The sequence below is a fragment of the Sphingomonas sp. GC_Shp_3 genome, assembly GCF_026540945.1.
Classification (GTDB): domain Bacteria; phylum Pseudomonadota; class Alphaproteobacteria; order Sphingomonadales; family Sphingomonadaceae; genus Sphingomonas.
On the sequence record NZ_JALNUT010000001.1, the window covers coordinates 811,194 to 836,307 of the forward strand.

The following is a 25,114-nucleotide window of genomic DNA, read 5'->3' on the forward strand; positions in this document are numbered from 1 at the left end:
ACGCAGGTGCCGCCGTTCCCGGGCCGGTAGCCGGTCTTCGCCTTGCGAAGGAAAGAGCGGGATCGTTCACGACGTGCTTGCCGCGCGAACCATCGTCAGTTTGCCGGCCGCGCGGCCGCTGACATCCCGTACCGCCACGTCGATGCGGAGGATGCGCGGATCACCCGTCGCGGCGACCGTGCGCGTCCACGTCCATGCCTTGCCGTCATTCTGTTCGGTGCCGGTGGCGATCCCGAGCGTCGGCGGTTTGGCATCCGTCACCGCCTCGATCGCGACGTTGCGCGCGACGATCTGCCCGGTCAGCGCGGAATCGAGGATGCCCGCGCCCCGGATCGTCGCGCCCTCGAGCCGGATCAGCGCGAGTGCAGCAAGCGCAAAGACCGCGAGTGCGACCATCATCTCGATCAGGGTGAAACCTCTCGCCGCGCCTCCGGCGCCAATGCTCCCGACAGCAGGCTTGCCGGCGATCGCCCTATCCATCGACCTTGACCGTCCCGTCCACACCGACATGAACGTCGCTTGCCTGCCCGTCGCGCAGCAGCCGTACATCGAACGGGCGATCGGCGATGCCGGTCGAATCGAACACCACGCGATCACGTCCGGCGATCCCGCTGACCGCCTGGGTACCTGCGCCCCATTTCGTGACCTGGAGCGGTTTGTCGGCGACCGCCGTCCATGCCCCATCGCGCCGCACGTCAAAACCGTACCCCCCCGCCGTCACCCAGATGCTGACGGGCCGTGCCTGAACGATGGCGAGGTCGTGCGCCGCCCGCGCGCGCAGCGCAAACCGCGATGCCTCGTCGGCCAAGCGCCCGCGCGGGTCCGGCAGGCTCAGCACTACCGCCGCCGAGGCGAGTCCGATGATCGTCACCACGATCATCAATTCGACCAGCGTGAAGCCGTGTTCGGCAGAGCGCCGAACGGGCGTGAAGCCGTTCTCGAGATCGGGCTTATTGCCAGCTACCGATATCGGCATCGACACCCTCGCCGCCTTCCTTGTTGTCCGCACCAAGCGTCCAGACATCAGCCTCGCCATGCTGGCCGGGCGAGGCGTAGAGATAGGGATGGTTCCAGGGATCGAGCGGGATCTTCTTGAGGTAACCGCCCTTCTGATATTTTGAGGCGTCCGCGCCAGCCGGTGCATTTACGAGCGCGTTCAGCCCGTCGGACGTGGACGGGTAGCTGCCGTTCGACAGCTTGTAGAGTTCCAGCGCCTGTTCGATCGTGGAGATGTCCGCCTTCGCCCGCGTGATGCGCGCCTTGTCGCCACTCGGAAACACGTTGATGACGACGATCGCCGCAAGCAGGCCGATGATGACGATTACCACCATCAACTCCACGAGGGTGAAGCCGTCTTCCTTGCGGCGGCGTTTGCGGATTGAGCGCATCGGGATCATGTCAGTCCTTCATGTCGAATACTACTGGCCAGCCAGCGTGTTGAGCTGGAGGATCGGCAACAGGATCGATAGCACGATCGCGGCGACGACACCCCCCATCACAACGATAATTAGCGGCTCAAGCAGAGATAGTGCGGTCGCGGTAAAGCGATCGAATTCGCGTTCCAGATATTCAGCGGCACGCGCGAGCATCTCGTCGAGCTGCCCCGCCGCCTCGCCCGAAGCAACCAGATAGGTCAGCAACGGAGGGAACACGCCGACCCGTCGCATTGCCGCGGACAGGCTGCCACCACCGCGGATTGCCTCGACGATCTCGTCCGTAGCCTGTTTCAGCCGCGCGTTATGGATCGTCCCGGAGGTCAGCGCCAGCCCGTCCAGCAACGGTAGCCGGCTTGCAACCATGGTCGCGAGCGTGCGCGCCATCCGCGCCGCATGCAGATCGCGCAGCAACCGCCCGATCAGCGGCAATCGCAACATGCGGGTGTCGAACGCGAGTTTGATCGCCGGCTGCTTCATCCCCTGCCAAAAGGCGACGCCCACCAGCCCCAGCGCCAGCAGGATCAACCACCACCAGCCAACCAGGAAATGCGAGATACCGATCACGATGCGCGTCAGCAGCGGAAGCTGCTGGCCAACGGTATCGAACTGCTCGACCACCTGCGGCACCACGAACATCATCAGTGCGGTAACGACTGCGGTGGCGACCAGCGCCAACACCCCAGGGTAGGCGATCGCGGTGATGATCTTGCCGTTGATCTCCGCTTGCCGCTCGAGCAGCACCGATAGCCGTTCGAGGATCGACGGTAGCGCACCGGACCGCTCACCCGCTGCGACCATCGCGCGGTACAGCGGCGGGAAGCTCTTCGGTTCGCGTGCCATCGAATCGGCGAGCCGCCGGCCTTCGGTCACCCCCGCATGCACGGATTGAACGATCTCGCGGACATGATCCTGCTCGGTCTGCCTCGTGATCGTGCGGAGCGCTTCCTCGAGCGGCGAAACCCGGTTCAGCGTGGCGAGCTGGCGCGTGAACAGCGTAAGGCTCTTGGTGTTCATCCGCCGCCGCCCGATGCGCAGGTCCGACAGCAACGCCTTGCTTCGGGGTGGTGGTGGCGCGCCTGGCTCCAGCTTCAGGACGTAGAGCCCCCTGCGGTCAAGTGCGGCACGCGCGGAGTCTACCGAAGCGGCGGCGAGATGACCGCGAACCTCGCGGCCTTTGGCGTCGATGACAAGATAATCGAAATCAGCCATGTCGCGGCACGCCCAGCCGCGCTTCGCGGTGAGGTGGCTCGGCCGACGGCACCACGTGCGACCGGTGAAGGCCGCGTTCAGCCATTGTCGACCGGTTCCGGCTTTGGCGCCAGGACCGGAGCCTCGGCATCGGCCATATCGCGGCGTGACACGCGCACGGCTTCTTCGGGCGTAGTCCTGCCGTCCCGCACCAGTTGCCGCGCCGCAGCGCCGAGGTTCTGCGCGTGCAGGAAAGCGTGGCGTGCGATCAACGACTCATCGCCGCCATCGTTTATCAAACGGCGGATCGTCTCGTCGATGCGCACCGCCTCGAACACGCCGATCCGCCCCTTATAGCCGGTGTGGTTGCACTGTTCGCAGCCGACCGCCTCGTACACGACCGTTCCCGCATCGAAGCCGAGCAGCGCCGCTACAGAGCCGGACGCCTGCACCGGCCGCCGGCAATGCTCGCACAACCGCCGCACCAGTCGTTGCGCGATCACCGCGCGCAGCGTGGAGGCAAGCAGGAACGGCTCGATCTTCATGTCGCGCATCCGCGTGATCGCGCCGACCGCGTCATTGGTGTGGACGGTGGAGAGGACGAGATGGCCGGTAAGCGACGCCTGCACCGCGATTTCTGCGGTCTCACGGTCGCGGATCTCGCCGACCATCACCACGTCCGGGTCCTGCCGCAGGATCGCGCGCAGACCCGCCGCGAAGGTCAGGCCGACCTTGGCATTGACCTGCGTCTGGCCGACGCCTTCGACCGCATACTCGACCGGGTCTTCCACCGTCAGCACGTTGCGGCTGCCATCGTTCAACAGCCGCAGCGCGGCGTATAGCGTCGTCGTCTTGCCCGAACCGGTCGGCCCGGTGACGAGGACGATACCGTTCGGCTCGGTCAGCGTCGCCTTCAGCATCTCGTTCATCGCCGGCGTCATGCCGAGCACGTCGAGTGTGATGCCGGCATTCTCCTTGTCGAGGATTCGCAGCACCACCCGCTCGCCCGCGCGGCTCGGCAGCGTCGAGACGCGGACGTCGAGCAGCTTGCCGCCTAGCGTCAGGCCGATGCGGCCGTCCTGCGGGATGCGCCGCTCGGCGATGTCGAGCCGCGCCATGACTTTCACGCGGCTGACCACCACCGGCGCGACGTGCGGCGGCATGCGCAGCGTCTCACGCAACACACCATCGATCCGCATCCGCACGACGAGGCCTGTCTCATACGGCTCGATGTGAATGTCCGACACGCCATTGCGGGCGGCATCGGCGATGATGCCGTTGATGAGACGGATCGCCGGCGCATCGTCGGCGGTGTCGAGCAAATCGTCGGCGGTGGGCAGGTCGCCCGCGAGGATATCGAGCTCGTCGCCCATGCCGATGCCGCCAGCCGCCAGCGCCGCCGCCTGGCCGTCCATCGCATAGCGATCCGACAGCAACCGGTCGAACGCCTCGGACGGAACAATGCCGACGTCGAACGGCTGTGCGAGGTGACGCCGCAATTCGAGCAACACCTTGGGATCGCCGCCTTCGCGCATCGCTACCGACAAGCGGCCGTCCGTTGCATCCCCCAGCACCACGCCGAAGCGACGCGCGAACATGTAGGGGATTGCCATCATCCCCGTCGGCAGCGCCAGCGGTTCGGCAAGCTCAAACGCGGAGATGTCGGCAGCGGTGGCCATCACTGGTTCTCCGGGTGGACGATCTGCGTGGTGTTCTTGACCACCCGCACGCCGATGCGCGGATCCTCGATGTTGCCGGGTACGGGCGCGCTAGGGATCGGCGGAGCGGCGCCCATATAATCGCGCACCAATTCATCGATCGATGGCTCGTCGACCGGGTTCTGCTGACCCTGCTGGAGCCGCAGATAGCCGTAGCGCTGCGAGGTGACGCGCTGCGTGTCTTCGGGGCTGCGAAGCACGGTCGGGCGGATGAAGATCATCAGGTTGGTCTTGGTACGCTGCTTCGCCTTGGACCGGAACAGCTGGCCGATCGCGGGGATGTCACCAAGCAGCGGAATCTTCTCGATCGTGCGGCGCTCGTCGTCGCTGAGCAACCCGCCGATGATCGCGATCTGGCCGTCGTCCACGGTCATGGTCGTCTCGACCTCACGCTTGTTGAGGATCAGATCGCTGTTGTCGCTCGACACCGGCCCGGCAATCGAACTGACCTGTTGATGCAGGATCAGCTTGATCGACCCGCTCGAATTGACCTGCGGGCGCACCTGCAACTGAATGCCGACATTCTCGCGCTGCACGGTGCGGAAGGCGTTATCGAAATTCTGGCTAAGCGCCTGTCCCGTTGTGACGGGGATCTCCTGCCCGACCAGGATGCGCGCCTCCTGATTGTCGAGTGTGGTGAGCGACGGCGCCTGCAACAGGTTGGAGGTGGTATCCGACTTCACCGCATTGATGATCGCGCCGAAGATCGCGTTCTTGCCGATGTTGAACGCGCCGCCGCCAAAGCCACCCGTCGCGCCGAGGATCGAGGTAAGCGCGGACTGTGCTAGGGTGTCGCTTACCGCGCTCCCGTTGGTCGTAACGGTGGTGGTGCCGTTGACGGTCGTGGTGTTGTTGTTGAGCGAACGTGCACCGATCGCTCCGGCGATGGTGAGCAGGTTCGGGGACGAGTTGCTGTAGCTCGTCGCGAACGTCGGCACACCACTGCCGGGCAAGCCGGCGAGCAGGAACTGCACGCCGAGCTTGCTGGCGGTCGCGTCCGACACCTCCGCGACGATCGCCTCGACCAGCACCTGCTCGCGTCGGGTGTCGAGCTGGCGCACCACGTCGGACAGCTGCCGCTGCACCTCTGCCGGCGCCGCGATCACGATCGCGTTCGCGCCCGCAAACCGCGTGACGACCGCGGCGGTCTTGCCGCCCTCGGCGGTGACGGCGGCCTGTGTCGGAGCGTTGCCGGCCTGGCTGGTCTGCGTCTGCGGCGGCACGATGTTGGTGTTGGGCGAACCCGCGCCGAAGCCGCTCGACGACCCGTTCGATCCGTTGCTGCCGGTTCCCCCAAAGGTGGAGGCGGAGAGTTGCTGCGTCTGGATCGGCGTCGGCGCCTGACCGACGAGCTGCTGCAAGACCGGCAGAAGCTGCTCGGCATCGGCATTTTCAAGAAAGATCACCTTGATCTCGGTGCCGTTCTTGGCTCGCGCATCGAGATCCTGCGCCACCGCCGCCAAGCGTGAGACACTCGACGGATCACCACGCAGCGCTACCGAATTGGAACTGGTGACCGCAACGACACTGACCGAGGACGGGCTCCCCGCCTGCCCGCCAGCACCATTACTGCCCTGCCCGACCAGCGCCTGGAGCGCGGTCGCGATCTCGCGCGCACCCGCATTCTTGAGCGCGATCACCCGGGTCGAGGCGTTGTCCGTATCGATTTGCCGCAAAACCTCGCGCACGCGCCGCACGTTGTCGGCGAAATCGACGATGACGATCGAATTGCCGGCGCGGTTCGCCGTGACGGAGCCTTGCGCGCTGACCAGCCCGCGCACGGTGTCCACGGCCGACGCCGAGTCGATCGAGCGCAGCCTCACAATTTCGGTCACCAGGCTGTTGCGCGCCGCCCCGCCAACCCCGACGCGGCTTGGTTGCGAGGCAGAGTTGTCGAGCGGCTGGATCCGGAACGCTCCGTTGGCGCTCGGCACCGCGACCAGCCCATTGGCGCGTAGCGTCGAGAGGAACACCTCGAAATACTCGGTGCGCGACAGCGGCCGATCGGTGACGACGGTCACCTTGCCCTGCACCCGCGAGTCGATGATGAACGTGCGCCCCGTCACCCGAGCGGCATCTGCGATGAAAGCGCGGATGTCGGCATCGCGCACATTCATCGTCTGTTGCGCCGAGATCGGAGCGACCGCGACGAGTGCCAACATGGGGGCAAAAATCAGTTTGTTCATGGACCTGCTATCGTGATGGCGAGCGGCAGCGTCTGGCTGCCGCGTTCGACCGTAACCGAAAGATTGCCGCCGTTGGCAAATTGTGCGCCAAGCCGTTCGAGATCAGCCGCACCAGTAATCGGCCGACCGCCGATCGCTGTAATCACGTCACCCTCACGAAAGCCGGCCTGACGGAACGCGGTGGCGCCACCCTGCGGACGCACGGCGAGGCCGCTGATCCGACCGCCATCGATACGCGGGATAAATCCGATATCGGCACGCAACTGCGAGATCGTGGTACCATTGGATGCTGGTGCAACCGGTGCAGGCGGCGTGAGCAGCGGAGCGCCGGCGGGCACGGGTGCGGGCGGCGCAGCGCTGCCGGCGTCGCCCTGCGCGATGAACAGTTCCTCACTGCCGCCGCCGCGGGCAATAGTGACATGATCGAATGCGACTGCCTTCAGCGTCGCGCCGGGCGCTACCTCCTGACCGACGGCAATACTCTTCTGCACGCCGTCGGGCCCGGCGATGATCGCGGACCCGCCGCCCATCGCACCGTCGATACGTGTGCCGAACAGCGTCAATTGCAGCGAGGTAACAGTGGATGGCTGCGCGTCGCCGCCACTCAACCGGAAGAACGGATCGAAGCCGCGCAGCAGGTCTCCCGGTGCTCCCGGGACCGACACACCCGCTGGTCGCCAGTCCCCCAGCGGTCCGACCGGCGTCACCACCGCCCAGACCAGCCGTGCGCATTGCACCGCCAGCACCGCCAGCAGCACCAGTTCGGCAACGGAATACACCGTCACCCTGGGCAACCGGCGCAGCAGCGCGCGCGCGCGGGGATCGAGAACCAACCGCATTCGAGAATCCCACCCCACACACCAGCACCGCTAGGAAAGGTTTGTTACAGCGACGCGGCGATCCTGTGAACCTTTTCCGCGACCATTCGTGTGAGATCATTCGACTCTGGTCATTGCCATCGGATTTCCGTTAAACAGCGCCATGCAAACCGATGTTTTCGCCACGGCGCCGTTCGGATCGGGCGAGCCATCGGCCGGGATCACCGCGCATCTCGCAGCGCAACCGCAGGTGCAGCGGGTACCATCGCCCAAGCTTTCGCTATTCGTCCGCAGACGCTTGCTGGACGACGCGACGTGTACGGCGCTGTGTTCGCGGATCGACCAGACACGTCGACCTTCCACCGTTTCGGATCATAATGGCGATGCGACCTACCGGACCAGTGAGACGTGCGACCTCGACGCGGCGGACCCGCTGGTCGCGCAGGTCGAAGCGGCGATCCTCGCGTTGACCGGATTGGACGGTCGGTACGGCGAGCCGATGCAGGGTCAGCGCTACGCCGTGGGGCAGGAGTTCAAGCAGCATACCGACTATTTCGAGCCGAACGGCCTGGATTACGAGCGCTTCTGTGGCGTGGCGGGCAATCGCACATGGACGGCGATGATCTATCTCAACGCGCCGGAAGCGGGTGGCGCGACGCGATTCAAGGCGATTGACAAGATCCTTCAACCCGAAGCGGGCAAGCTGGTGATCTGGAATAATCGGCGACCGGATGGAACGCTCAACCCAGCGTCGATCCACCACGGCATGAAGGTGCGCGCCGGCACGAAATATGTCGTGACGAAATGGTTTCGCGAGCGGCCTTGGGGCTGAGTTCCCCGTTTATACGTCAGACCACGAGACGATGCCCTGGCTCGCGCAACGCGTAGCACTGCCAAGCTTAGGCTGGACCGGATGGGGTGAGGCCTTGAAAGGCATCGACCACCTCCAACGGGACGTCATTACAGATAGTGGTACGACGCTGCAGAATGTGTGCTAGCCTTCCCCAACCGGGGAGAAAGATAATGAGGCTATGTGCTGCCGGGGTACCGACGCTCGTCGCGCTGTTGTTGGCATCATCGGCGGCGAGCGCACAGCCGGTTCTCCTTGCCGCGCATGGCGCAATCGCCGGCATCGTCCACGATCCCGATCGCCCGCTGACGCTCGCCGCCGAAATGCTGGCGCAAGATGTCCAGTCGGTCACAGGAGCGCGACCTGTCGTATCGACCGATCTCGAATCGTGTCCGCAAATCTGTATCATCGTCGGAAAGCGCGGCTCGCCGCTGGTGGCGAAGGTGGCACGCGATGCCGGCATCGACCTCACCGCGCTTGACCGACAATGGGAACGCTACGCCCGCGTGGCGGTGGAGTCGCGGAGCCGACCGCGGCGGCGGTATCTGCTGATCGCCGGATCGGACCCGCGCGGCGCGATCTGGGGCGTGGTCGATCTCAGTCGGGAAATCGGGGTCTCGGCGTGGGAATGGTGGGCCGATGTAACGCCGCGCCACCGCGACAGCATCGCGGTCGACGGCACGCTGCGGTTCTCGAAAGCGCCATCGGTACAATATCGCGGCATCTTCCTGAATGACGAGGACTGGGGCCTGCAACCGTGGGCGGCCAAGACCTTCGAGCCTGAAACCGGAGATATCGGCCCCAAGACCTACGCGCGCATCTTCGAGCTGCTATGGCGGCTGAAAGCCAATCTGATCTGGCCGGCGATGCACGACAGCACGAAGCCGTTCTACCAAATCCCCGGCAACGCCGATGCGGCGCGTGACCACGCCATCATCGTCGGCACGTCTCACGCCGAGCCGATGATGCGCAACAATGTGCGCGAATGGGATGAGGCCGAGCGCGGCCCGTTCAACTTCTTCACCAACCGCAAGGCGATGCTCGACTACTGGCGAACCCGAGCGGAGGCCGTGAAGGAAGACGAGACCGTCTATACGGTAGGTTTGCGCGGCAAACACGATTCGGCAATGGAGGGCGCGAGGTCGCCGGTCATGGCTCGCGACGCGCTGGCCGACGCGATCGCCGCGCAGCACACGCTGCTCAGCGAAACGCAGCGCAAACCCGCTAGCCAGATCCCGCAAGCCTTGACGCTCTATAAGGAAGTTCTCGACCTGTATGGCCTCGGCCTGACGGTGCCCGACGATGTGACGCTGGTGTGGCCGGAGGATAATTTCGGCTATATCAGCCAACTACCGACCGCGCAGGAGCGCAGGCGCAGCGGTGGCGGCGGCGTCTATTACCACATCTCCTATTGGGGCCGTCCGCACGATTATCTGTGGCTGGCGACGACGCACCCCGCGCTGATTCGCGAGGAGATGGACCGGGCGTGGCAGACCGGTGCGCGGCGGCTGTGGGTGGTCAACGTCGGCGACATCAAGCCCGGCGAGTATCTGACGCAGTATTTCCTCGATCTCGCCTTCGACGCGGAAACGTTCGGAGTACGCCCGATAGATCACCTCACCGCTTGGGCGGCGACGCAGTTCGGTGCGGATTTCGCAGGCGAGATCGCAGCGGTGATGAGCGATTACTACGATCTCGCGTTCGAGCGGCGCCCCGAATTCATGGGCTTCAACCAGGTCGAGCCGACCACGCCCATCACCATCGGCGATTACGTGCGTGGCGGCGGGGCGGAGGCTGAGCAGCGAATCGACCGCTATGCCGCGTTGCGCGCACGTGCAGAGGCGCTCGCCGCGCGAATGCCTGCCGACCGACGCGCAGCGTTTTTCGAACTGGTTCTGTATCCGGTGCGCGGTGCCGCCAGCCTTAACGAGCGCAACCTGAAGCTCGATTTAGCAGCGCTGTACATGCGGCAGGGCCGCCCGGTTGCGAACCTGCTCGCCGATGAGGCCAGGGCGGCGCACGCCCGCATCGTCACAGATACTGCCGAATATAATGCGCTCAACGGTGGCAAATGGCGCGGCATCATGAACATGGCGCCGCGCGGGCTGCCGGTGTTCGCCGAACCGCTCTACCCGCACGCGACGTTTGCCGCGCGACCGGGTTGCGTAGTCGATCCGTCTGACCTCACTTTCGTGGCCGGGCGTGCCGCCAACCACGCGCTGACGATCTACAGCTTCGGTGATGCAGCGGACTGGTCGATGGCAGGGCAGAGCGGCATCGTGTCGGCAGCGAATTCGGGACGGCTCGATGGCGGCAACGGCTTTCAGCAGCGGATCGCGATCCACTACGACGGGATAGCGCGCGCCCTGTCGCCGGGTGTCGTAACCTGCGCAGGCAAGACGGTGAAGCTGGCGGTGCAGTTCGTGACCCCGGCCCGCCCCGACGCACCGGTCGAGATCGGCCATGTCATCACGCTAACCACCCCCTACCGGATGAGCCGCGACTGGGAGCCTATCGGCGAGCTTGGCGCCTATGGCCGGGCGCTGCGGGTTAGGCTGGATACGCCCTCGCGCGGATCGGCCAGCGCGGTGGAGCCGCTGCGCTACAGCTTCGCCACGGCGGAGACGGGCGATGCGACGCTGGAGATGGTCGCGCTGCCGACGCACCCGCTCACATCTGCCGATCATCTGCGGATTGCGGTACAGATCGATGACGGTGCAGTGCAGACGCTGGATTTCGATACGCACGGCCGCAGCGACGTGTGGAAGCAGAACGTGCTGAGCAATACCGCGCGCCAATCGATACGCCTGCCGCTGCTCACTGCCGGCGCGCACGACGTGCGCGTGTTTGCGCTCGACCCCGGCTTCCTGCTCGACCGGATCGAGGTGCGGCGTGATGGCGCGGCGGCGCGCTATGGAGCACCGCTGGTGCGGTGATGCGGGGTACAGCCCCGCTGCCGGGAGGCGATGGTGGGCGCGACAGGGATTGAACCTGTGACCCCACCCGTGTGAAGGGTGTGCTCTACCGCTGAGCTACGCGCCCATCGCCTTGGTTCCGTATGCGAACCGCGAAGTTTGTCGGCCAATCCGGCCAACGAAAGAGGGCGGCTCGCCGCCGCCCTGTTGCCTGCCCTTTAGGACATGCCAGCGGGACTTGTCCAGTCCCACCGTCATCAAATCGTCAGTTCACCGAGTCCTTGAGGCCCTTGCCGGCCTTGAACTTCGGCTGCGACGATGCTGCAATCGTCATCGGCTCGCCGGTACGCGGGTTGCGACCGGTGGATGCCTTGCGCTTGCTGACGGAAAACGTGCCGAACCCGACCAGCCGAACCTCGTCCCCCTTCTTCAACGCAGCTCCAATCGCGTCGAATACGGCTTCGACCGCCTTGCTCGCGTCGCCCTTGTTCAGACCGGATGCGTCGGCAACCGTGCCGATCAACTCCTGCTTGTTCATGCCTGCGGAACCCCCGTGATATTGAAACTGATTCTCGGCCGCGAAAGCCGGTGAAGCAGTAAGGGCAGGCAAACCGGGGCTGTCAAAGCAATTTGCGACTACCCCCGGCAAAAAGCGGCGGAATACTGCCACTTCGGCCTTTTAACCAAGATCAGTGGCGCCGTTCACCGCCAATCGGCGCGACCCCGGCGGGCGGCTGTGCGGCGAGATCATCCTCCTCGCTCCACGTGATCGGTTCGATCGGCGCGGTGAGCGCAAGGCGCAGCACCTCGTCGACGTGACTGACAGGAATGATCTTCAACCCCTCGCGGATATTGGCGGGGATTTCGGCGAGATCCTTCTCATTCTCCTGAGGGATCAACACGGTGGTGATGCCGCCGCGAAGCGCTGCGAGCAGCTTTTCCTTGAGGCCACCGATCGGCAGCACGCGGCCGCGCAGCGTCACCTCGCCGGTCATCGCCACCTCTCGCCGCACCGGCACGCCGGTCAGCGTCGAGACGATCGAGGTGACCATGCCGATACCGGCCGACGGACCATCCTTCGGCACCGCGCCCTCGGGCAGATGGATGTGGATATCCTTCCGCGCGAACAGGCTCGGCTTGATGCCATAGCTGGGCGAACGCGCCTTGACGAAACTGAACGCGGTTTCGATCGATTCCTTCATCACATCGCCGAGCTTGCCGGTCACCTTTGCGGCACCCTTGCCCGGCACGGTCACGCTTTCGATGGTGAGCAGCTCACCGCCGACTTCGGTCCAGGCGAGGCCGGTAACGGCGCCGATCTGATTCTCCTCCTCGCCGAGACCGTGGCGATACTTCTTCACGCCCGCGAAATCGCCGATATTGTCGGGCGTGATCGTGACGGTGGTATCCTTGCCCTCAAGGATACGCCGCAGCGCCTTGCGCGCTAGTTTGGCGATTTCCCGCTCCAGCGTCCGCACGCCCGCCTCGCGCGTGTAGTACTGGATCAGCGCGCGCAGGCCTTCGGTGGTGAGCGTGAACTCGCCGGGCTTGAGGCCGTGCGCCCCAATCTGCTTGGCGATCAGGTGCCGCTCGGCGATCTCGACCTTCTCGTCCTCGGTGTAACCCTCCAGCCGGATGATCTCCATGCGGTCGAGCAACGGCTGCGGCAGGTTGAGCGTGTTCGCCGTCGTCACGAACATCACGTCGGACAGATCAACGTCGATCTCGAGATAATGGTCGTTGAACTTGCTGTTCTGCTCGGGATCGAGCACCTCGAGCAGCGCGGACGCCGGATCGCCCCGGAAATCCTGGCCAAGCTTGTCGATCTCGTCGAGCAGGAACAGCGGGTTGCTGGTGCCGGCCTTCTTGAGATTGGTGACGATCTTGCCGGGCAGCGAGCCGATATAGGTACGGCGATGCCCGCGGATCTCGGCCTCGTCGCGCACACCGCCCAAGGACTGGCGGATGAACTCGCGGCCCGTAGCCTTGGCGATCGACTTGCCGAGGCTGGTCTTGCCGACGCCGGGCGGGCCGACGAGGCACAGGATCGGCCCCTTCAGCTTGTTGGTGCGCGCCTGCACCGCGAGATATTCGATGATCCGGTCCTTGACCTTCTCAAGCGCGTAATGGTCCTCGTCGAGCACCGCCTGCGCTGCCGAGATATCGCGCTTGATCTTGGACTTCTTGCCCCACGGCAGGCCGAGCAGCACGTCGAGATAGTTGCGCACCACGGTCGCCTCGGCGCTCATCGGTGCCATCGTCTTGAGCTTCTTCAGCTCGGCGGTAGCCTTGCTACGCGCTTCCTTGGAAAGCTTGAGCGTGGCGATCTTCTGGGTCAGCTCGGCGATCTCGTCGCCCTCGCCTTCCTCGCCCTCGTTGCCGAGTTCGCGCTGAATCGCCTTCAACTGTTCGTTGAGGTAGTATTCGCGCTGCGTCTTCTCCATCTGGCGCTTGACGCGGCTCTTGATCTTCTTCTCGACCTGCAACACGCCGAGTTCGCCCTCCATGAAGGCGTAGACCATCTCCAGCCGCTTGCCCGCGTCGAGTTCGACCAGCAGTGCCTGCTTGTCCGATACCTTGACCGAGATGTTGGCGGCGACCGAATCGGCGAGCCGGCTCGGCTCCTCGATCTCGCCAAGCTGTACCGCGGTCTCGGCGGGCAACTTGCGGTTGAGTTTGGCGTAATTCTCGAACTGGTCGACCACCGAACGCATCAGCGCGGCGGTTTCGGTCGCGACCTGCTTGCCCGCGTCGGCAAGCTCCTCCTCGCCCACGTCGCCTTCAAGCAGATCGACCGCAGCGACAAGGTAACCATCGGTGGTTTCAAGATCGCTGAACTTCGCGCGACGCTTGCCCTCGACCAGCACGCGGACGGTGCCGTCGGGCAGCTTGAGCAATTGCAGGACGGTGGCGGTGACGCCGATATCGTACAGGTCGTCGCGCTCGGGATCATCCTCGGCGGGGTCGAGCTGTGCGACCAGGAAAATCTCCTTGTCGGCAGCCATCGCGGCTTCCAATGCGGCGACCGACTTGTCGCGACCCACGAACAGCGGCACGATCATATGCGGAAACACAACGATATCGCGAAGCGGCAACACAGGGTAAGTTTGGGTCATGAACACTCCGGGGCGGCGCGAACCATGCGCCAGTTCTTCCTTATATGGTGCGCGGAACCTTTCCATCAATCTACCATCGCGTAAGCCGCTGATAGTTGCGATGCTGCTGCCCGCCGCGGGGCTGCTGATGGCGGCGAGCCGTCTGCCTGGCCCAGGCGAACCCGCACTGACCGCGCAGACCGCGAGGTCGGGGGGACCGGTCGATCCCGAACAGGCCAAGCTGGCGTTCGATGCCGCCGATCTAGCCTTCGAGGTGTTCCCGGCGGAGGAGCGGATCGCCGGAGTGGCGACGCTGACCTTCACCGCGCGCGCGCCGCTGACCCGTGTCGTGGTCGATCTCGACCGCAATTTGCCGGTGCGCGAGATCGCGATCGACGGGGTGACGCTGCCGGCGAATGCTTGGGCAAACCCGGAAGGCAAGCTCGCGATCACGCTGCCTCAGCCACTCGCAACCGGCAGGCGCGTTACCGCGCGTATCCGCTACGGTGGCACGCCGCACGTCGCAGTGAAGGCGCCGTGGGACGACGGCTTCGTCTGGTCGAAGACGCCGGACGGGCGGCCGTGGGTGGCGACCACGGCGGAGGGCTATGGCTGCGACCTGTTCTGGCCGTGCCTCGATTTCCCGACCGGGCGACCGGCGGTGGCGACGTTGCACATCACCGTGCCGGCGGGGCTGAAGGCGCCCTCCAACGGGCGACTGCTCGGCGTGGACACGCTGAGTGATGGGCGCACCACCTGGAACTGGCGGGTAAAACACCCCAACACCTACGGCATTGCGCTCAACATCGGGCCGTATGAGGAACTGTCAGGCAGCTACAAGAGCCGGTTCGGTAATACGATCCCGATGTTCTATTGGTATCTGCCGGGCGAAGAGCGCCAGGCAAAAGGGCTGTTCGCCGAATTCGCCCCGACGCTGGACTTCTTCGAGCGCGAGGTCGGCCCCTACCCCTTTGGCGACGAGAAGGTCGGCGTGGTGGAGACGCCGCACAAGGGCATGGAGCATCAGACCATCAACGCCTACGGCAACGGTTATGCGAAAGCGCCTGAGGGGTTCGACTGGCTGTTCCAGCACGAGTTTGCGCACGAATGGTTCGGCAACCAGCTATCGGCGGCGGACTGGGACGACTTCTGGCTGCACGAGGGGTACGCCACCTACATGCAGCCGTTCTACGGCCTGTGGCGCGACGGCAACGCGCGCTACGCGGTTATGCTGGACGAAGAACGCGACAAGATCGCCAACCTCCAGCCGATCGTCTCGGGCGTGTCCCGCACCGAGGAGGACGTATACCGCACCGAACGCGGCGGGCCGGGTCAGGACATCTATTTTAAGGCGTCGTGGATGCTGCACAGCCTGCGCTGGCTGATCGGCGACGCCGCGTTCGCGCGGGTGACACGGCTGGCGGTCTATGGCCGCGACGATCCCAAGCCGGGCAACTTCGTGCCGCGCACGCTGACCACCGCCGGTTATCAGGCGATCGTCCGGCAGGTCACCGGCAGGGATTACGGCTGGTTCTTCGACATGTATCTGCGTCAGGCCGCGCTACCCGATTTGGTGACCGAACGGCGCGGCACAATGCTCGACCTACACTGGGTGGCGCCGGGCGGGCGCGTGTTTCCCATGCCGATCGTGGTACAGATCGACCGCAAGCTGGTTCGGCTGGCAATGGCAGGCGGCATCGGACGGGTGACGGCGCGTGCCGATGCCCATGTCGTGATCGATCCCGATGCGCGGGTGCTGCGCCGCTCGCGTGCGGTGGAGGCGTATCAGGCGTGGCAGGACACACAGCGCAAGGCGGCGCATTGATCCGTGACGACAGGCGACACCGCCAAAGATAGGCGTGGAGCATATTCCGTCACGACCCGGTCGACCTAACCGGCGTCACCATCCTAGCGCTCCGCTTCCCTGTTTTCCTGCTGCTGATCGCGGTGCGCGTGTGGGCCGGTGCGATCGCCAATGCCCCCACGCGGGGCCAGCGCAACGCCTCCTGGCTGTGGATTGACGTGCAAGGGCTCGGCATCGCCTGGGTCGCGGCTGGCCCGATCACCATGAAACTCGATCCGCTATCGTTTGAGGGCTGGCGAAGGCAAGCGTGGTCCTTCTGCTGATGGGCAGCGGCATCGCGCCGTTCGATTGGGCGACCCGCACCATGCGCAAGACGTAGGCGCTGGTCGCCCGCACGCGCGTCGACCACGACCTCATGCAAGGCAAACCATTCGCGTACGTGCGCAACCCGATCTACGTCGCGCTGTCCTGCTTCCTGCTGGCGATAGCAATCAAACATGGCGGTTTAACCGGCATAATTTTCGCGGTACCGGTCTATGCGATCGGCACCTGGCTGCGCGTCCGGCACTAGGAGGCGCTGGTGCGCGCGATGTTCGGCGCCGAACACGATGCTTATGCCGCGCGGGTTAAGCGGTTCGTGCCGGGTTTATTCTAGCCGTTGCGCCGAGGCAGGCAGCGGCTCGCGTGCTTTAACGAAAAAAGGCGGCCCGCGTCAGCGAGCCGCCCATTCAAGCATTGAAGATCGCTGCTCAGGCCGCGCCTGCGCCAGCCTTGTCTTTCTTCGCGTAGACGCGGATCGGTTCCTTGCGTCCCTCGATCACATCCTTGTCGATCATCACCTCGTCCACCCCGTCCATACCGGGCAGGTCGAACATCGTGTCGAGCAATATGCCCTCGAGGATCGAGCGAAGACCGCGAGCGCCGGTCTTGCGCTCGATCGCCTTCTTGGCGACCTGGGTCAGTGCATCGTCGGTGAAACCGAGCTTGACCGTCTCCATCTCGAACAGCTTCTGGTACTGTTTAACCAAGGCATTCTTGGGCTCGGTCAGGATGGTGATCAGCGCCGGGATGTCGAGATCCTCCAGCGTCGCGATCACCGGCAGACGGCCAACAAATTCGGGGATCAAGCCGAACTTGAGCAAATCCTCAGGCTCCACCGCCTTCAGCACGTCACCGGTGCGACGTTCCTCGGGCGTGGCGACATAGGCGCCGAAGCCGATAGACTTGCCCTGCTGACGATCGGCGATGATCTTCTCGAGGCCGCTAAACGCGCCGCCGCAGATGAACAGGATGTTGGTCGTGTCGACCTGGAGGAACTCCTGCTGTGGATGCTTGCGGCCGCCCTGCGGCGGAACGCTCGCGGTGGTGCCCTCCATCAGCTTGAGCAACGCCTGCTGCACGCCCTCACCCGACACGTCGCGCGTGATCGACGGGTTCTCGGCCTTACGGCTGATCTTGTCGATCTCATCGATATAGACGATGCCGCGCTGCGCCCGCTCGACGTTGTAATCGGAAGCCTGCAGCAGCTTGAGGATGATGTTCTCGACATCCTCGCCAACATAGCCCGCCTCGGTGAGCGTGGTCGCATCCGCCATCGTGAACGGCACGTCGAGGATGCGGGCGAGCGTCTGCGCGAGCAGCGTCTTGCCGCACCCGGTCGGCCCGACCAGCAGGATGTTCGACTTGGCAAGCTCGACATCCGCGCCCTTCTGGCCGTGGTTGAGGCGCTTGTAATGATTGTGCACCGCCACCGACAGGACGCGCTTGGCGCGCTTTTGGCCGATCACGTAATCGTCGAGCACGTCGCAGATTTCTTGCGGGGTCGGTACGCCGCCGTCCTTCTTGGACACCAGCGCTGACTTGGTCTCTTCGCGGATGATGTCGTTGCACAGCTCGACACATTCATCGCAGATGAACACGGTCGGCCCGGCGATCAGCTTGCGAACTTCGTGCTGCGACTTGCCGCAGAACGAGCAATACAGCGTGCTTTTCGAATCGCCGCCACTCAGCTTGGTCATAAAATCTCGTGTCCCATGGCCCCAGACGGGGACGATAGCATAACAGACTTGGCGCGTTTCTGGCTATCGAGCAATGCCGAATATCCAATTACCGTCGCTGCCGGTTCGTGTTGAAAGCAGATATGGGAAAGGTTTGCGGCGGAACAAGCGGTGTCTACACGGTCGGAAAAACGTGTGATTTCCGCAGAGTAGCTCCCCGCCTGCACGGGCGGGGAGCATCCCGGTTCAGGCGGCGGGCAGCGCCGGCGGCGTCGAGCCGTCGTCTGGCAGCGCCGGACGCTTGTCGAACACCTGATCGATCAAGCCGAATGCCTTCGCTTCTTCCGCGGACATGAAGTTGTCGCGGTCCATCGCCTTCTCGATCTCCTCGATCGGCTTGCCGGTGTATTTGGCGTAGAGCGAGTTGAGGAAATGGCGCATCCGCAGGATCTCGCGCGCCTGAATCTCGATGTCGCTGGCCATGCCCTGCGCACCGCCCGACGGCTGGTGGATCATGATGCGTGAGTTGCTGAGCGCGACCCGCATGCCCGGCTCACCCGCCGACAACAGGAAGCTGCCCATCGATGCGGCCTGGCCGATGCAGACCGTGCCGACACGCGGCCGGATGTACTGCATGGTATCGTGAATCGCCATGCCCGCCGTGACGACACCGCCCGGCGAGTTGATGTACATGAAGATGTCCTTCTTCGGGTTCTCCGATTCCAGGAACAGCAGCTGCGCGGTGATGACCGACGCCATATGATCCTCGACCCCGCCGGTCACGAAGATGATGCGCTCACGCAGCAGTCGCGAATAGATGTCGAAGCTGCGCTCGCCACGATTGGACTGCTCGATAACGATGGGAACGAGGCCCGCCTGCGTCGGCTGCCCCTGATATCCGGGCGAGATTACTCCGGCCGCGCTGAGGGGAGCCATGAAATCGCCGGTGTCAAACGGGTTGCGCATGATGTTCTGTACGTCCTTTATGCCCTTGCGATGGCCTACATCGGCACTCCGCCCGAACTTGGCAAGCCCGCCGCCGCCGAAGCCGGTCAGGACTCGCGACGCTCCACCCCAGGCGCGCGGTGCGAGAGGTAGGCGAGCCGCCGCACCTCGCGACGACCGTGCACCACCGTATCGAGGATCAACCCTGCGAACAGGCACAACGCGGCAAGGATCATCAGTCCGGTCACCATCACTGCCGTCGGAAGACGCGGGACGAGGTGCGTGTGGAGATAGGTGAGCCCAAGCGGGATCGCGAACAGCACGCCGAGCAACGCCAGCACCCCGCCGATCGCGCCGAAGAACAGCACCGGGCGCTCGATCCGGTATAGTTGCAGGATCGTTCGCAGAATTCGGAAGCCATCCCGATAGGTGCTGAGCTTCGAGGTCGATCCCTCGGGCCGCTCGTAATATGGCGTGGCGATCTCAGCGACGGGCATGCGCAGTTCAAGCGCATGAACGCTGATCTCGGTCTCGATCTCAAAGCCGGCGGACAGCACCGGAAAACTCTTCACAAACCGCCGTGAGAAGACCCGGTAACCGGACAGGATATCCGTAAAGCTGCGCCCGAACAGTCGCGCGAGCATACCGGTAAGCAGCGCGTTACCGAAGCGGTGGCCGCGCCGGTATGCCGCCTCGATCTGCGTGACGCGCGCGCCCACGACCATGTCCAGTTGCTCGTCCACCAGCCGCGCGACAAGCGCCGGAGCCGACGCTGCATCGTACGTCGCATCCCCGTCGGCCATCACATAGACGTCCGCATCGACATCCGCGAACATGCGGCGCACCACCGCGCCTTTGCCTTGGATGCGTTCGGTTCGGACAATTGCCCCCGACGCGCGCGCGACTTCGACGGTGCGGTCGTGGCTATTATTATCGTAGACGTAGATTTCCGCGCCCGGCAGTGCGGCGCGAAACCCCGCAACAGTAGCCGCGATGGCGGCTTCCTCGTTATAGCAGGGCAATAGGACGGCGATGCGCAGTTCGGACAAGTCGCCCCCCAAAGACCAAGGCTGCACCCCGCCGCGCGCAAGGCGCGGCGGGGCGATTCGGATCAGGCTTCGGTCTTCTTGGCCGCAGACTTCTTGGCGGGCTTCTTCGCTTCTGCCGGAGCCTCGGCGTCCTCACCCTCGGGCTTGACCTTCTTGGCGGCAGGCTTGCGCGTCGCGGCTTTTTTCACCGGTTCCGCCGCGACGGCTTCGTCAGCAGCGGGCTCCGCCGAGTCGTCGAGCGCAGGCTCGGCGTGGTCGTTGCCATGAGCATGGTCGTGATCGGCATGATCGTGACCGTGGTCGTGAGCTTCGTGATCGTGGCCCTCATGGTCATGATCGTGATTATGGACGTGCGTGCCGCTGGCGAAACCGTCCTCGCTCTCGATCGCGGCCTGAAGTTCCTCGCGGGTGACTTCACGATCGGTGATCTCAGCCTTCTCGAACAGGAAGTCGACGACCTTGTCCTCGTACAGCGGCGCGCGCAGCTGGGCGGCCGCCATCGGCTCCTGCTGGACGTACTGAAGGAAGCGCTGGCGATCTTCGGGGCCGTACTGCTGCGCTGCCTGCGAAATCAGCCGGTTCATTTCCTGCTGGCTGACTTCGACGCCATTGGCCTGGCCGATCTCGGACAGGAGCAGGCCGAGGCGCACGCGGCGCTCCGCAATCGCGCGGTAATCGTCGCGCTCCTTTTCCATCTCCTCGATCGCCGCGGCCGGGTCGGCCTCGTGCGTCGCTTCGTGCTGAAGCTGTTGCCAGATTTGGTCGAACTCGGCCTCGACCATCGTCGGCGGCACTTCGAAATCATGACCCTCGGCAAGCTGGTCGAGCAGCTTGCGCTTCATGTGCGTGCGGGTGAGACCGTTCAGCTCCTGCTCGATCTGGCCCTTCAGCAAGCCCTTCAGTTGCTCGAGGCTTTCGAGGCCGAGCGAGGTGGCGAGCGTATCGTCGATCACGGTCTCGCCCGGGGTCTGCACCTTGGTCGCGGTGATCTCGAACGTGGCGGGCTTGCCGGCAAGGTTTTCGGCCGGGTAATCCGCCGGGAACGTCACATTAAGCACGCGCTCCTCGCCGGCCTTCACGCCGACGAGCTGATCCTCGAAGCCGGGGATGAGACGGCCCGAGCCGATCTCGACGCCCATGTCGGTGCCGGTGCCGCCCTCGAAGGCAACGCCGTCCTCGGTCTTGCCGACGAAATCGACGGTGACGAGATCGCCCTGCGCAGCGGCATGGTCCTCAGCCGCATCGTCCCACTTCTTCTGCTGCTCGGCGAACTTGGCGACCTGCGCGTCGACTTCCGCTTCCCCGGCCGGCACCATCAGGCGCTCGAGCTTGAGACCGTCGATCGCGGGCGCGGGCACATCCGGCAGCACTTCGAGCGCAACCTTGATCTCGGCATCCTTGCCGATCTCAAACGCTTCGTCGAGGCTGACCGACGGCTGGATCGCCGGGCGCAGGCGCTGTTCCGCGATCAGCGTCTGGATCCCTTCCTGGATCGCGGTGTTGAGAGCATCCTGGGTCAGCGCCGGGCCGTGCATCTTGCGCACGAGGTTGGCGGGCACCTTGCCGGGGCGGAAGCCGGGCATCTTGATCTGCGGTGCGACGCGCTTCAGCTCGGCATCGACCTTCGAATCAATCTCGGCGGCCGTGATGGTCAGGGTGTAGGCGCGCTTCAGCCCCTCGTTCAGCGTCTCGACAGTCTGCATGGGTCTTCTCGGGCCTCTTCGCGAATCAGGATCGCGATGCCCCTCACGCTCGGCGGGTCCTGGTGCGGGCGAAGGGACTCGAACCCCCACATCTTGCGATGGCAGGACCTAAACCTGCTGCGTCTACCAGTTCCGCCACGCCCGCATGGGACACCGCCGGTGTGGGGGGCGTCTATAGCAAGGATCGCGCGCGGGGCAAGCCACGCTCTGCCGGTTGGTGACATCTTCGTGAAACTTCACACGCATGCGGTTCGTTTATGCATATGAAGGAGACGATACATGGCGACCACCCCACCCACCGAACTCCCCCCGCAGCCGAGCCAGCCGGAGGCCCCGGTCACCGCGCCGCCGGAAGTCGCGCCGACCACGCCCGATATCGACGTGCCCGCACCGACGCCGACCGACACGCCCGACGTCGCGCCCGCCTCCCCCACCGATCTCGGTGATTTCGCATGAGTGCGCCGGAATCGCCCGACACGTACCCGCCGCGCAAGGACGAGCGCAGCGACATCCAGCAGGTCGTCGAGGCGCGTAAGGACGCGGTCGAGCGTGGCGAAGGTGGTCCCGAACCCGATCCGCTTGCCCGCCAGGGTGACGCGGACGGCGTCGGCGGCACCGGCGGCGTGGTGAAGAACCAAGGTAGCGACGCGCAGTAAGACGTACTGCAAAACGGGCGCGGTCCACACAGGACCGCGCCGGTCATTATCGGTGCAGTGCAGCCGAAAGGCGTTGTTTGGCGAACTCTGCGGCGTTGCGTTTCAACCCCTCGGACAATGCCCCTGCCGCATCATCGACATCCGAAGTCAGATCGAATTCGGTGTCGATCGTCTGGTGGTCCGCCTTGCCCCGCGTCGTGCGGTCGAACACGTCCCAAGCGACGGACAGATGCGCGCGCCCCGACAATGCATGCTTGTGCGACAGCCGCGCGGCCATGCCCCGGTTGCGCACGCAGCCATTCAGCTGAAAATCCACGATCGTCGCGATGATTTTGTAGCGAGTGGCGCCGGCTTCGTCGCTGAACGGATCGTCGGCGGTGTCGACTACGGCCGGTGCGGCATCGTGCAGTATGGTTGCGACGCTGGCACTGGCATTATCCAGACCGGCGCGGGCATCGCTCCACAGGAAGCTGCCGGCCGGCAGGCACACCATCCCGGCACGCTTGGCACCGATTCGCTGACGCGCCTTGAAGTCGGCTTTCACCGCGCCCATCGCGTACCGCTCGGCAATCGGAGTGGGTGCCGCGATTGCCGGCATGGCGATCGCGGCGCCGAGGAGCAGCGACAGACGCCGCGCGATCTTCACTCCGGAGCCGCCACCCGCCGCGCGGTCAGGACCGTCACCGGGGCGACCGGCACCTGCCCCTTGAAAGCACCGCGGCGGGTTGCAGTTGGCGAGACGGGCGCGTCGAGGATCTTCACCACCGTATCCATGCCTTCGACTATATGGCCGAACGCGGCATAGCCCTGCCCGTCCTCGGGCTGGCCATGACCGGCATCGAGCGATGCCGTCTGATCGCCGACACTGATCGTAAAATCGCCGCGCGCAGTGCCGAGACCGAGACGCGCGACCGAGATCGTACCGTCGGTGTGGTGCAGACCGGTGAGCGTTGTCGGTTCATGCTTGATCGGCGGGAGCGTACGCTTGGCATCGCCGTCGGTGCCGAACTGAACAAAGCCGAAGCGATCGCCAACCTTCACGTCTCGATAAAAGACGATGCCGTCGAGCTTCTTCTGGTCAACGTAACGCAGGAAATTGGCGGCGGTGATCGGCGCCTTTACCGTTTCCAGTTCGATGACGATACGGCCGGCGGTGGTGTCGAGCGCCACGCGCGGCAAGGTGGCGGCGGGCGTCGCGTCCGGGGCCGGCACCTGCGCCGCCGCCGGCAGCGCCACCGCCGCGAGCAGCCCCGCCAGCGCCAGCCGCCGCATCATACCAGCGCCTTCTTGAGCAGTTCGTTGACGACCTGCGGGTTGGCCTTGCCGCCCATCGCCTTCATCGTCTGGCCGACGAAGAAGCCGAACAGCGCCTCCTTGCCGCCCTCGTACTGCGCGACCTTTTCGGCGTTCTTGGCCAGGATGTCGGCGATCACCGCCTCGATCGCGCCGGTGTCACTGGTCTGCTTAAGGCCGCGTTCCTCGACGATCGCACCCGCGCCCTGCCCGGTTTCGAGCATGATCTCGAACACCTGCTTGGCAAGCGTGCCGGACAGCGTGCCGTCCGCGACGAGGCCGAGCAATTCCGCCGCCTGCGCCGGGCTGACCGGCGAGGTTTCGATGCTCTTGCCAGTGCGGTTGAGCGCGCCGAACAGTTCGGAGGTCGTCCAGTTCGCCGCCGCGACCGGCTTGGCGCCCGCCTCCAGCAGCGCATCGAACCAGCGCGCCGCCTCGACCTCGGCGGTCAGCACCGCCGCCTGATAGGGCGTGATGCCAGCCACTTCGTAACGCTTGCGCTTGGCGTCCGGGAGTTCGGGCAGGCTCGCGCGGCATTCCTCGAGGAACGCGTCGTCGAGTTCGAGCGGCAGCAGATCGGGATCGGGGAAATAGCGATAATCATGCGCATCTTCCTTCGAGCGCATCGAACGCGTCTCGTTACGATCGGGATCGTACAGGCGGGTTTCCTGCATGATGCGGCCGCCGCCCTCGATCACCGCGACCTGACGCTTCGCCTCCTGCTCGACCACCGCCATCACGAAGCGGACCGAGTTGACGTTCTTGGTCTCGGTGCGAGTGCCGAATTCGTCTCCCGCCTTGCGGACCGAAACGTTGACGTCGGCGCGCATCGACCCCTGATCCATGTTGCCGTCGCACGATCCGACATAGCGCAGGATCGAGCGCAGCTTGGCGAGATACGCGCCCGCCTCTTGCGGAGAGCGCATGTCGGGCTTCGACACGATCTCCATCAGCGCCACGCCGGAGCGGTTGAGATCGACATAGGAGCGCGTCGGATGCTGGTCGTGCATCAGCTTGCCGGCGTCCTGCTCGACGTGGATGCGCTCGATGCCGATGGTTTTCACGTCCGCATCGGGATTCTTGTCGTCGAGGCTGATGTCGAGCGAGCCCTCGCCGACGATCGGGTGATAGAGCTGGCTGATCTGATAGCCCTGCGGCAGATCGGCGTAGAAATAATTCTTGCGATCGAACCGCGACCATTTGTTGATCTTAGCGTCGATCGCCATGCCGGTGCGCACCGCCTGACGGATGCACTCGCGGTTGGGCACGGGCAACATGCCGGGCATCGCCGCATCGACCAGGCTGACCTGCGTGTTCGGCTCCGCGCCGAACGCGGTGGCCGCACCCGAAAACAGCTTGGCGTTCGACGTCACCTGCGCATGGACTTCGAGGCCGACCACGACCTCCCACTCGCCGGTTTCGCCTGTGATCGTGTATGTTGCTGCGTCAGCCATTTCTGTT

Annotated in this window: 22 protein-coding genes and 2 tRNA genes; 6 read left to right on the plus strand and 18 right to left on the minus strand. The window is 64.8% G+C overall.

The genetic code is table 11. The annotated features are described in order from the left end of the window. Nucleotides 1-66 precede the first annotated feature (66 nt). The 7 genes from gspI to OXR00_RS04060 form a co-directional block, all read right to left on the minus strand. Entirely contained in the window at nt 67-480 is a 414-nt protein-coding gene (gene gspI / locus OXR00_RS04030; RefSeq protein ID WP_267386751.1) for a type II secretion system minor pseudopilin GspI, read from the minus strand. Further along, on the minus strand, nt 473-976 hold the full coding sequence (locus OXR00_RS04035) for a GspH/FimT family pseudopilin (RefSeq protein ID WP_267386752.1): 504 nt from the start codon (nt 974-976) through the stop codon (nt 473-475). The genes gspI and OXR00_RS04035 overlap by 8 nt, the downstream gene beginning before the upstream one ends. Next, nucleotides 951-1,388 (minus strand): type II secretion system major pseudopilin GspG, encoded by a 438-nt coding sequence (gene gspG / locus OXR00_RS04040; RefSeq protein ID WP_267387144.1) that lies wholly within the window; start codon nt 1,386-1,388, stop codon nt 951-953. Before gspG ends, OXR00_RS04035 begins: the two co-directional genes overlap by 26 nt. Before the next feature lie 30 nt (nt 1,389-1,418). Continuing rightward, nucleotides 1,419-2,645, minus strand: a complete 1,227-nt coding sequence (gene gspF, locus OXR00_RS04045; protein ID WP_242146560.1) for a type II secretion system inner membrane protein GspF — start codon at nt 2,643-2,645, stop codon at nt 1,419-1,421. A 77-nt stretch (nt 2,646-2,722) separates the two neighbouring features. Beyond that, nucleotides 2,723-4,240, minus strand: coding sequence for an ATPase, T2SS/T4P/T4SS family (locus tag OXR00_RS04050; protein ID WP_276592918.1), 1,518 nt, complete (start codon nt 4,238-4,240; stop codon nt 2,723-2,725). Nucleotides 4,241-4,302: 62 nt separating this feature from the next. Next, on the minus strand, nt 4,303-6,528 hold the full coding sequence (gspD, locus tag OXR00_RS04055; protein ID WP_242146562.1) for a type II secretion system secretin GspD: 2,226 nt from the start codon (nt 6,526-6,528) through the stop codon (nt 4,303-4,305). Beyond that, nucleotides 6,525-7,367 carry a type II secretion system protein N gene (locus OXR00_RS04060; protein WP_267386753.1) on the minus strand — a complete coding sequence of 281 codons (843 nt, stop codon included), beginning with the start codon at nt 7,365-7,367 and terminating at the stop codon, nt 6,525-6,527. Before OXR00_RS04060 ends, gspD begins: the two co-directional genes overlap by 4 nt. A gap of 142 nt (nt 7,368-7,509) precedes the next feature. Here OXR00_RS04060 and OXR00_RS04065 point away from each other — a divergent pair, with 142 nt between their 5' ends. Continuing rightward, nucleotides 7,510-8,178 carry a 2OG-Fe(II) oxygenase gene (locus OXR00_RS04065; protein ID WP_267386754.1) on the plus strand — a complete coding sequence of 223 codons (669 nt, stop codon included), beginning with the start codon at nt 7,510-7,512 and terminating at the stop codon, nt 8,176-8,178. Nucleotides 8,179-8,369: 191 nt separating this feature from the next. Next, the gene (locus OXR00_RS04070) at nt 8,370-11,132 is read left to right on the plus strand and encodes a glycosyl hydrolase 115 family protein (RefSeq protein ID WP_267386755.1); all 2,763 of its coding nucleotides are present in this window, start codon (nt 8,370-8,372) and stop codon (nt 11,130-11,132) included. 31 nt (nt 11,133-11,163) lie between these two features. On the opposite strand, the gene OXR00_RS04075 is transcribed toward OXR00_RS04070, so the two are convergent. From OXR00_RS04075 to lon, 3 genes are all read right to left on the minus strand, one after another. After that, nucleotides 11,164-11,238: transfer RNA gene (locus tag OXR00_RS04075), tRNA-Val, on the minus strand. 138 nt (nt 11,239-11,376) lie between these two features. Continuing rightward, nucleotides 11,377-11,649 carry an HU family DNA-binding protein gene (locus OXR00_RS04080; protein WP_242146566.1) on the minus strand — a complete coding sequence of 91 codons (273 nt, stop codon included), beginning with the start codon at nt 11,647-11,649 and terminating at the stop codon, nt 11,377-11,379. 151 nt (nt 11,650-11,800) lie between these two features. Further along, the gene (gene lon / locus OXR00_RS04085) at nt 11,801-14,227 is read right to left on the minus strand and encodes an endopeptidase La (RefSeq protein ID WP_267386756.1); all 2,427 of its coding nucleotides are present in this window, start codon (nt 14,225-14,227) and stop codon (nt 11,801-11,803) included. A 100-nt stretch (nt 14,228-14,327) separates the two neighbouring features. On the opposite strand from lon, the gene OXR00_RS04090 reads away from it, so the two are divergent. After that, nucleotides 14,328-16,031 (plus strand): M1 family metallopeptidase, encoded by a 1,704-nt coding sequence (locus tag OXR00_RS04090; protein ID WP_267386757.1) that lies wholly within the window; start codon nt 14,328-14,330, stop codon nt 16,029-16,031. A 418-nt stretch (nt 16,032-16,449) separates the two neighbouring features. Then, nucleotides 16,450-16,581: a hypothetical protein gene (locus OXR00_RS04095; protein ID WP_267386758.1), complete on the plus strand. Its 132-nt coding sequence runs from the start codon at nt 16,450-16,452 to the stop codon at nt 16,579-16,581. 178 nt (nt 16,582-16,759) lie between these two features. Here the strand turns inward: OXR00_RS04095 and clpX are convergent, their stop codons facing one another. The 5 genes from clpX to OXR00_RS04120 form a co-directional block, all read right to left on the minus strand. Further along, on the minus strand, nt 16,760-18,028 hold the full coding sequence (gene clpX / locus OXR00_RS04100; protein WP_242146571.1) for an ATP-dependent Clp protease ATP-binding subunit ClpX: 1,269 nt from the start codon (nt 18,026-18,028) through the stop codon (nt 16,760-16,762). 225 nt (nt 18,029-18,253) lie between these two features. Then, nucleotides 18,254-18,973 (minus strand): ATP-dependent Clp endopeptidase proteolytic subunit ClpP, encoded by a 720-nt coding sequence (clpP, locus tag OXR00_RS04105; RefSeq protein WP_267386761.1) that lies wholly within the window; start codon nt 18,971-18,973, stop codon nt 18,254-18,256. 86 nt (nt 18,974-19,059) lie between these two features. Next, nucleotides 19,060-20,001 carry a glycosyltransferase family 2 protein gene (locus tag OXR00_RS04110; protein WP_267386764.1) on the minus strand — a complete coding sequence of 314 codons (942 nt, stop codon included), beginning with the start codon at nt 19,999-20,001 and terminating at the stop codon, nt 19,060-19,062. Nucleotides 20,002-20,063: 62 nt separating this feature from the next. Continuing rightward, nucleotides 20,064-21,704 carry a trigger factor gene (gene tig / locus OXR00_RS04115; protein WP_267386766.1) on the minus strand — a complete coding sequence of 547 codons (1,641 nt, stop codon included), beginning with the start codon at nt 21,702-21,704 and terminating at the stop codon, nt 20,064-20,066. A 60-nt stretch (nt 21,705-21,764) separates the two neighbouring features. Next, nucleotides 21,765-21,849 (minus strand) — tRNA-Leu (locus OXR00_RS04120). Between the two features lie 134 nt (nt 21,850-21,983). Between OXR00_RS04120 and OXR00_RS04125 the strand changes: the two genes are divergently transcribed. Both OXR00_RS04125 and OXR00_RS04130 read left to right on the plus strand, forming a co-directional pair. Continuing rightward, the gene (locus OXR00_RS04125; RefSeq protein ID WP_267386768.1) at nt 21,984-22,160 is read left to right on the plus strand and encodes a hypothetical protein; all 177 of its coding nucleotides are present in this window, start codon (nt 21,984-21,986) and stop codon (nt 22,158-22,160) included. Further along, nucleotides 22,157-22,360, plus strand: coding sequence for a hypothetical protein (locus OXR00_RS04130; RefSeq protein WP_267386770.1), 204 nt, complete (start codon nt 22,157-22,159; stop codon nt 22,358-22,360). The genes OXR00_RS04125 and OXR00_RS04130 overlap by 4 nt, the downstream gene beginning before the upstream one ends. A 46-nt stretch (nt 22,361-22,406) precedes the next feature. Here OXR00_RS04130 and OXR00_RS04135 read toward each other — a convergent pair whose 3' ends face one another. Genes OXR00_RS04135 through gatB form a run of 3 tightly spaced genes read right to left on the minus strand, consistent with a single transcriptional unit; the run spans nt 22,407 to nt 25,107 of the window. Continuing rightward, the gene (locus OXR00_RS04135; protein WP_267386772.1) at nt 22,407-23,006 is read right to left on the minus strand and encodes a hypothetical protein; all 600 of its coding nucleotides are present in this window, start codon (nt 23,004-23,006) and stop codon (nt 22,407-22,409) included. Then, entirely contained in the window at nt 23,003-23,635 is a 633-nt protein-coding gene (locus OXR00_RS04140; protein WP_267386774.1) for a peptidylprolyl isomerase, read from the minus strand. The genes OXR00_RS04135 and OXR00_RS04140 overlap by 4 nt, the downstream gene beginning before the upstream one ends. Continuing rightward, nucleotides 23,632-25,107 (minus strand): Asp-tRNA(Asn)/Glu-tRNA(Gln) amidotransferase subunit GatB, encoded by a 1,476-nt coding sequence (gene gatB, locus OXR00_RS04145; protein WP_267386775.1) that lies wholly within the window; start codon nt 25,105-25,107, stop codon nt 23,632-23,634. Before gatB ends, OXR00_RS04140 begins: the two co-directional genes overlap by 4 nt. Nucleotides 25,108-25,114: the final 7 nt, after the last annotated feature.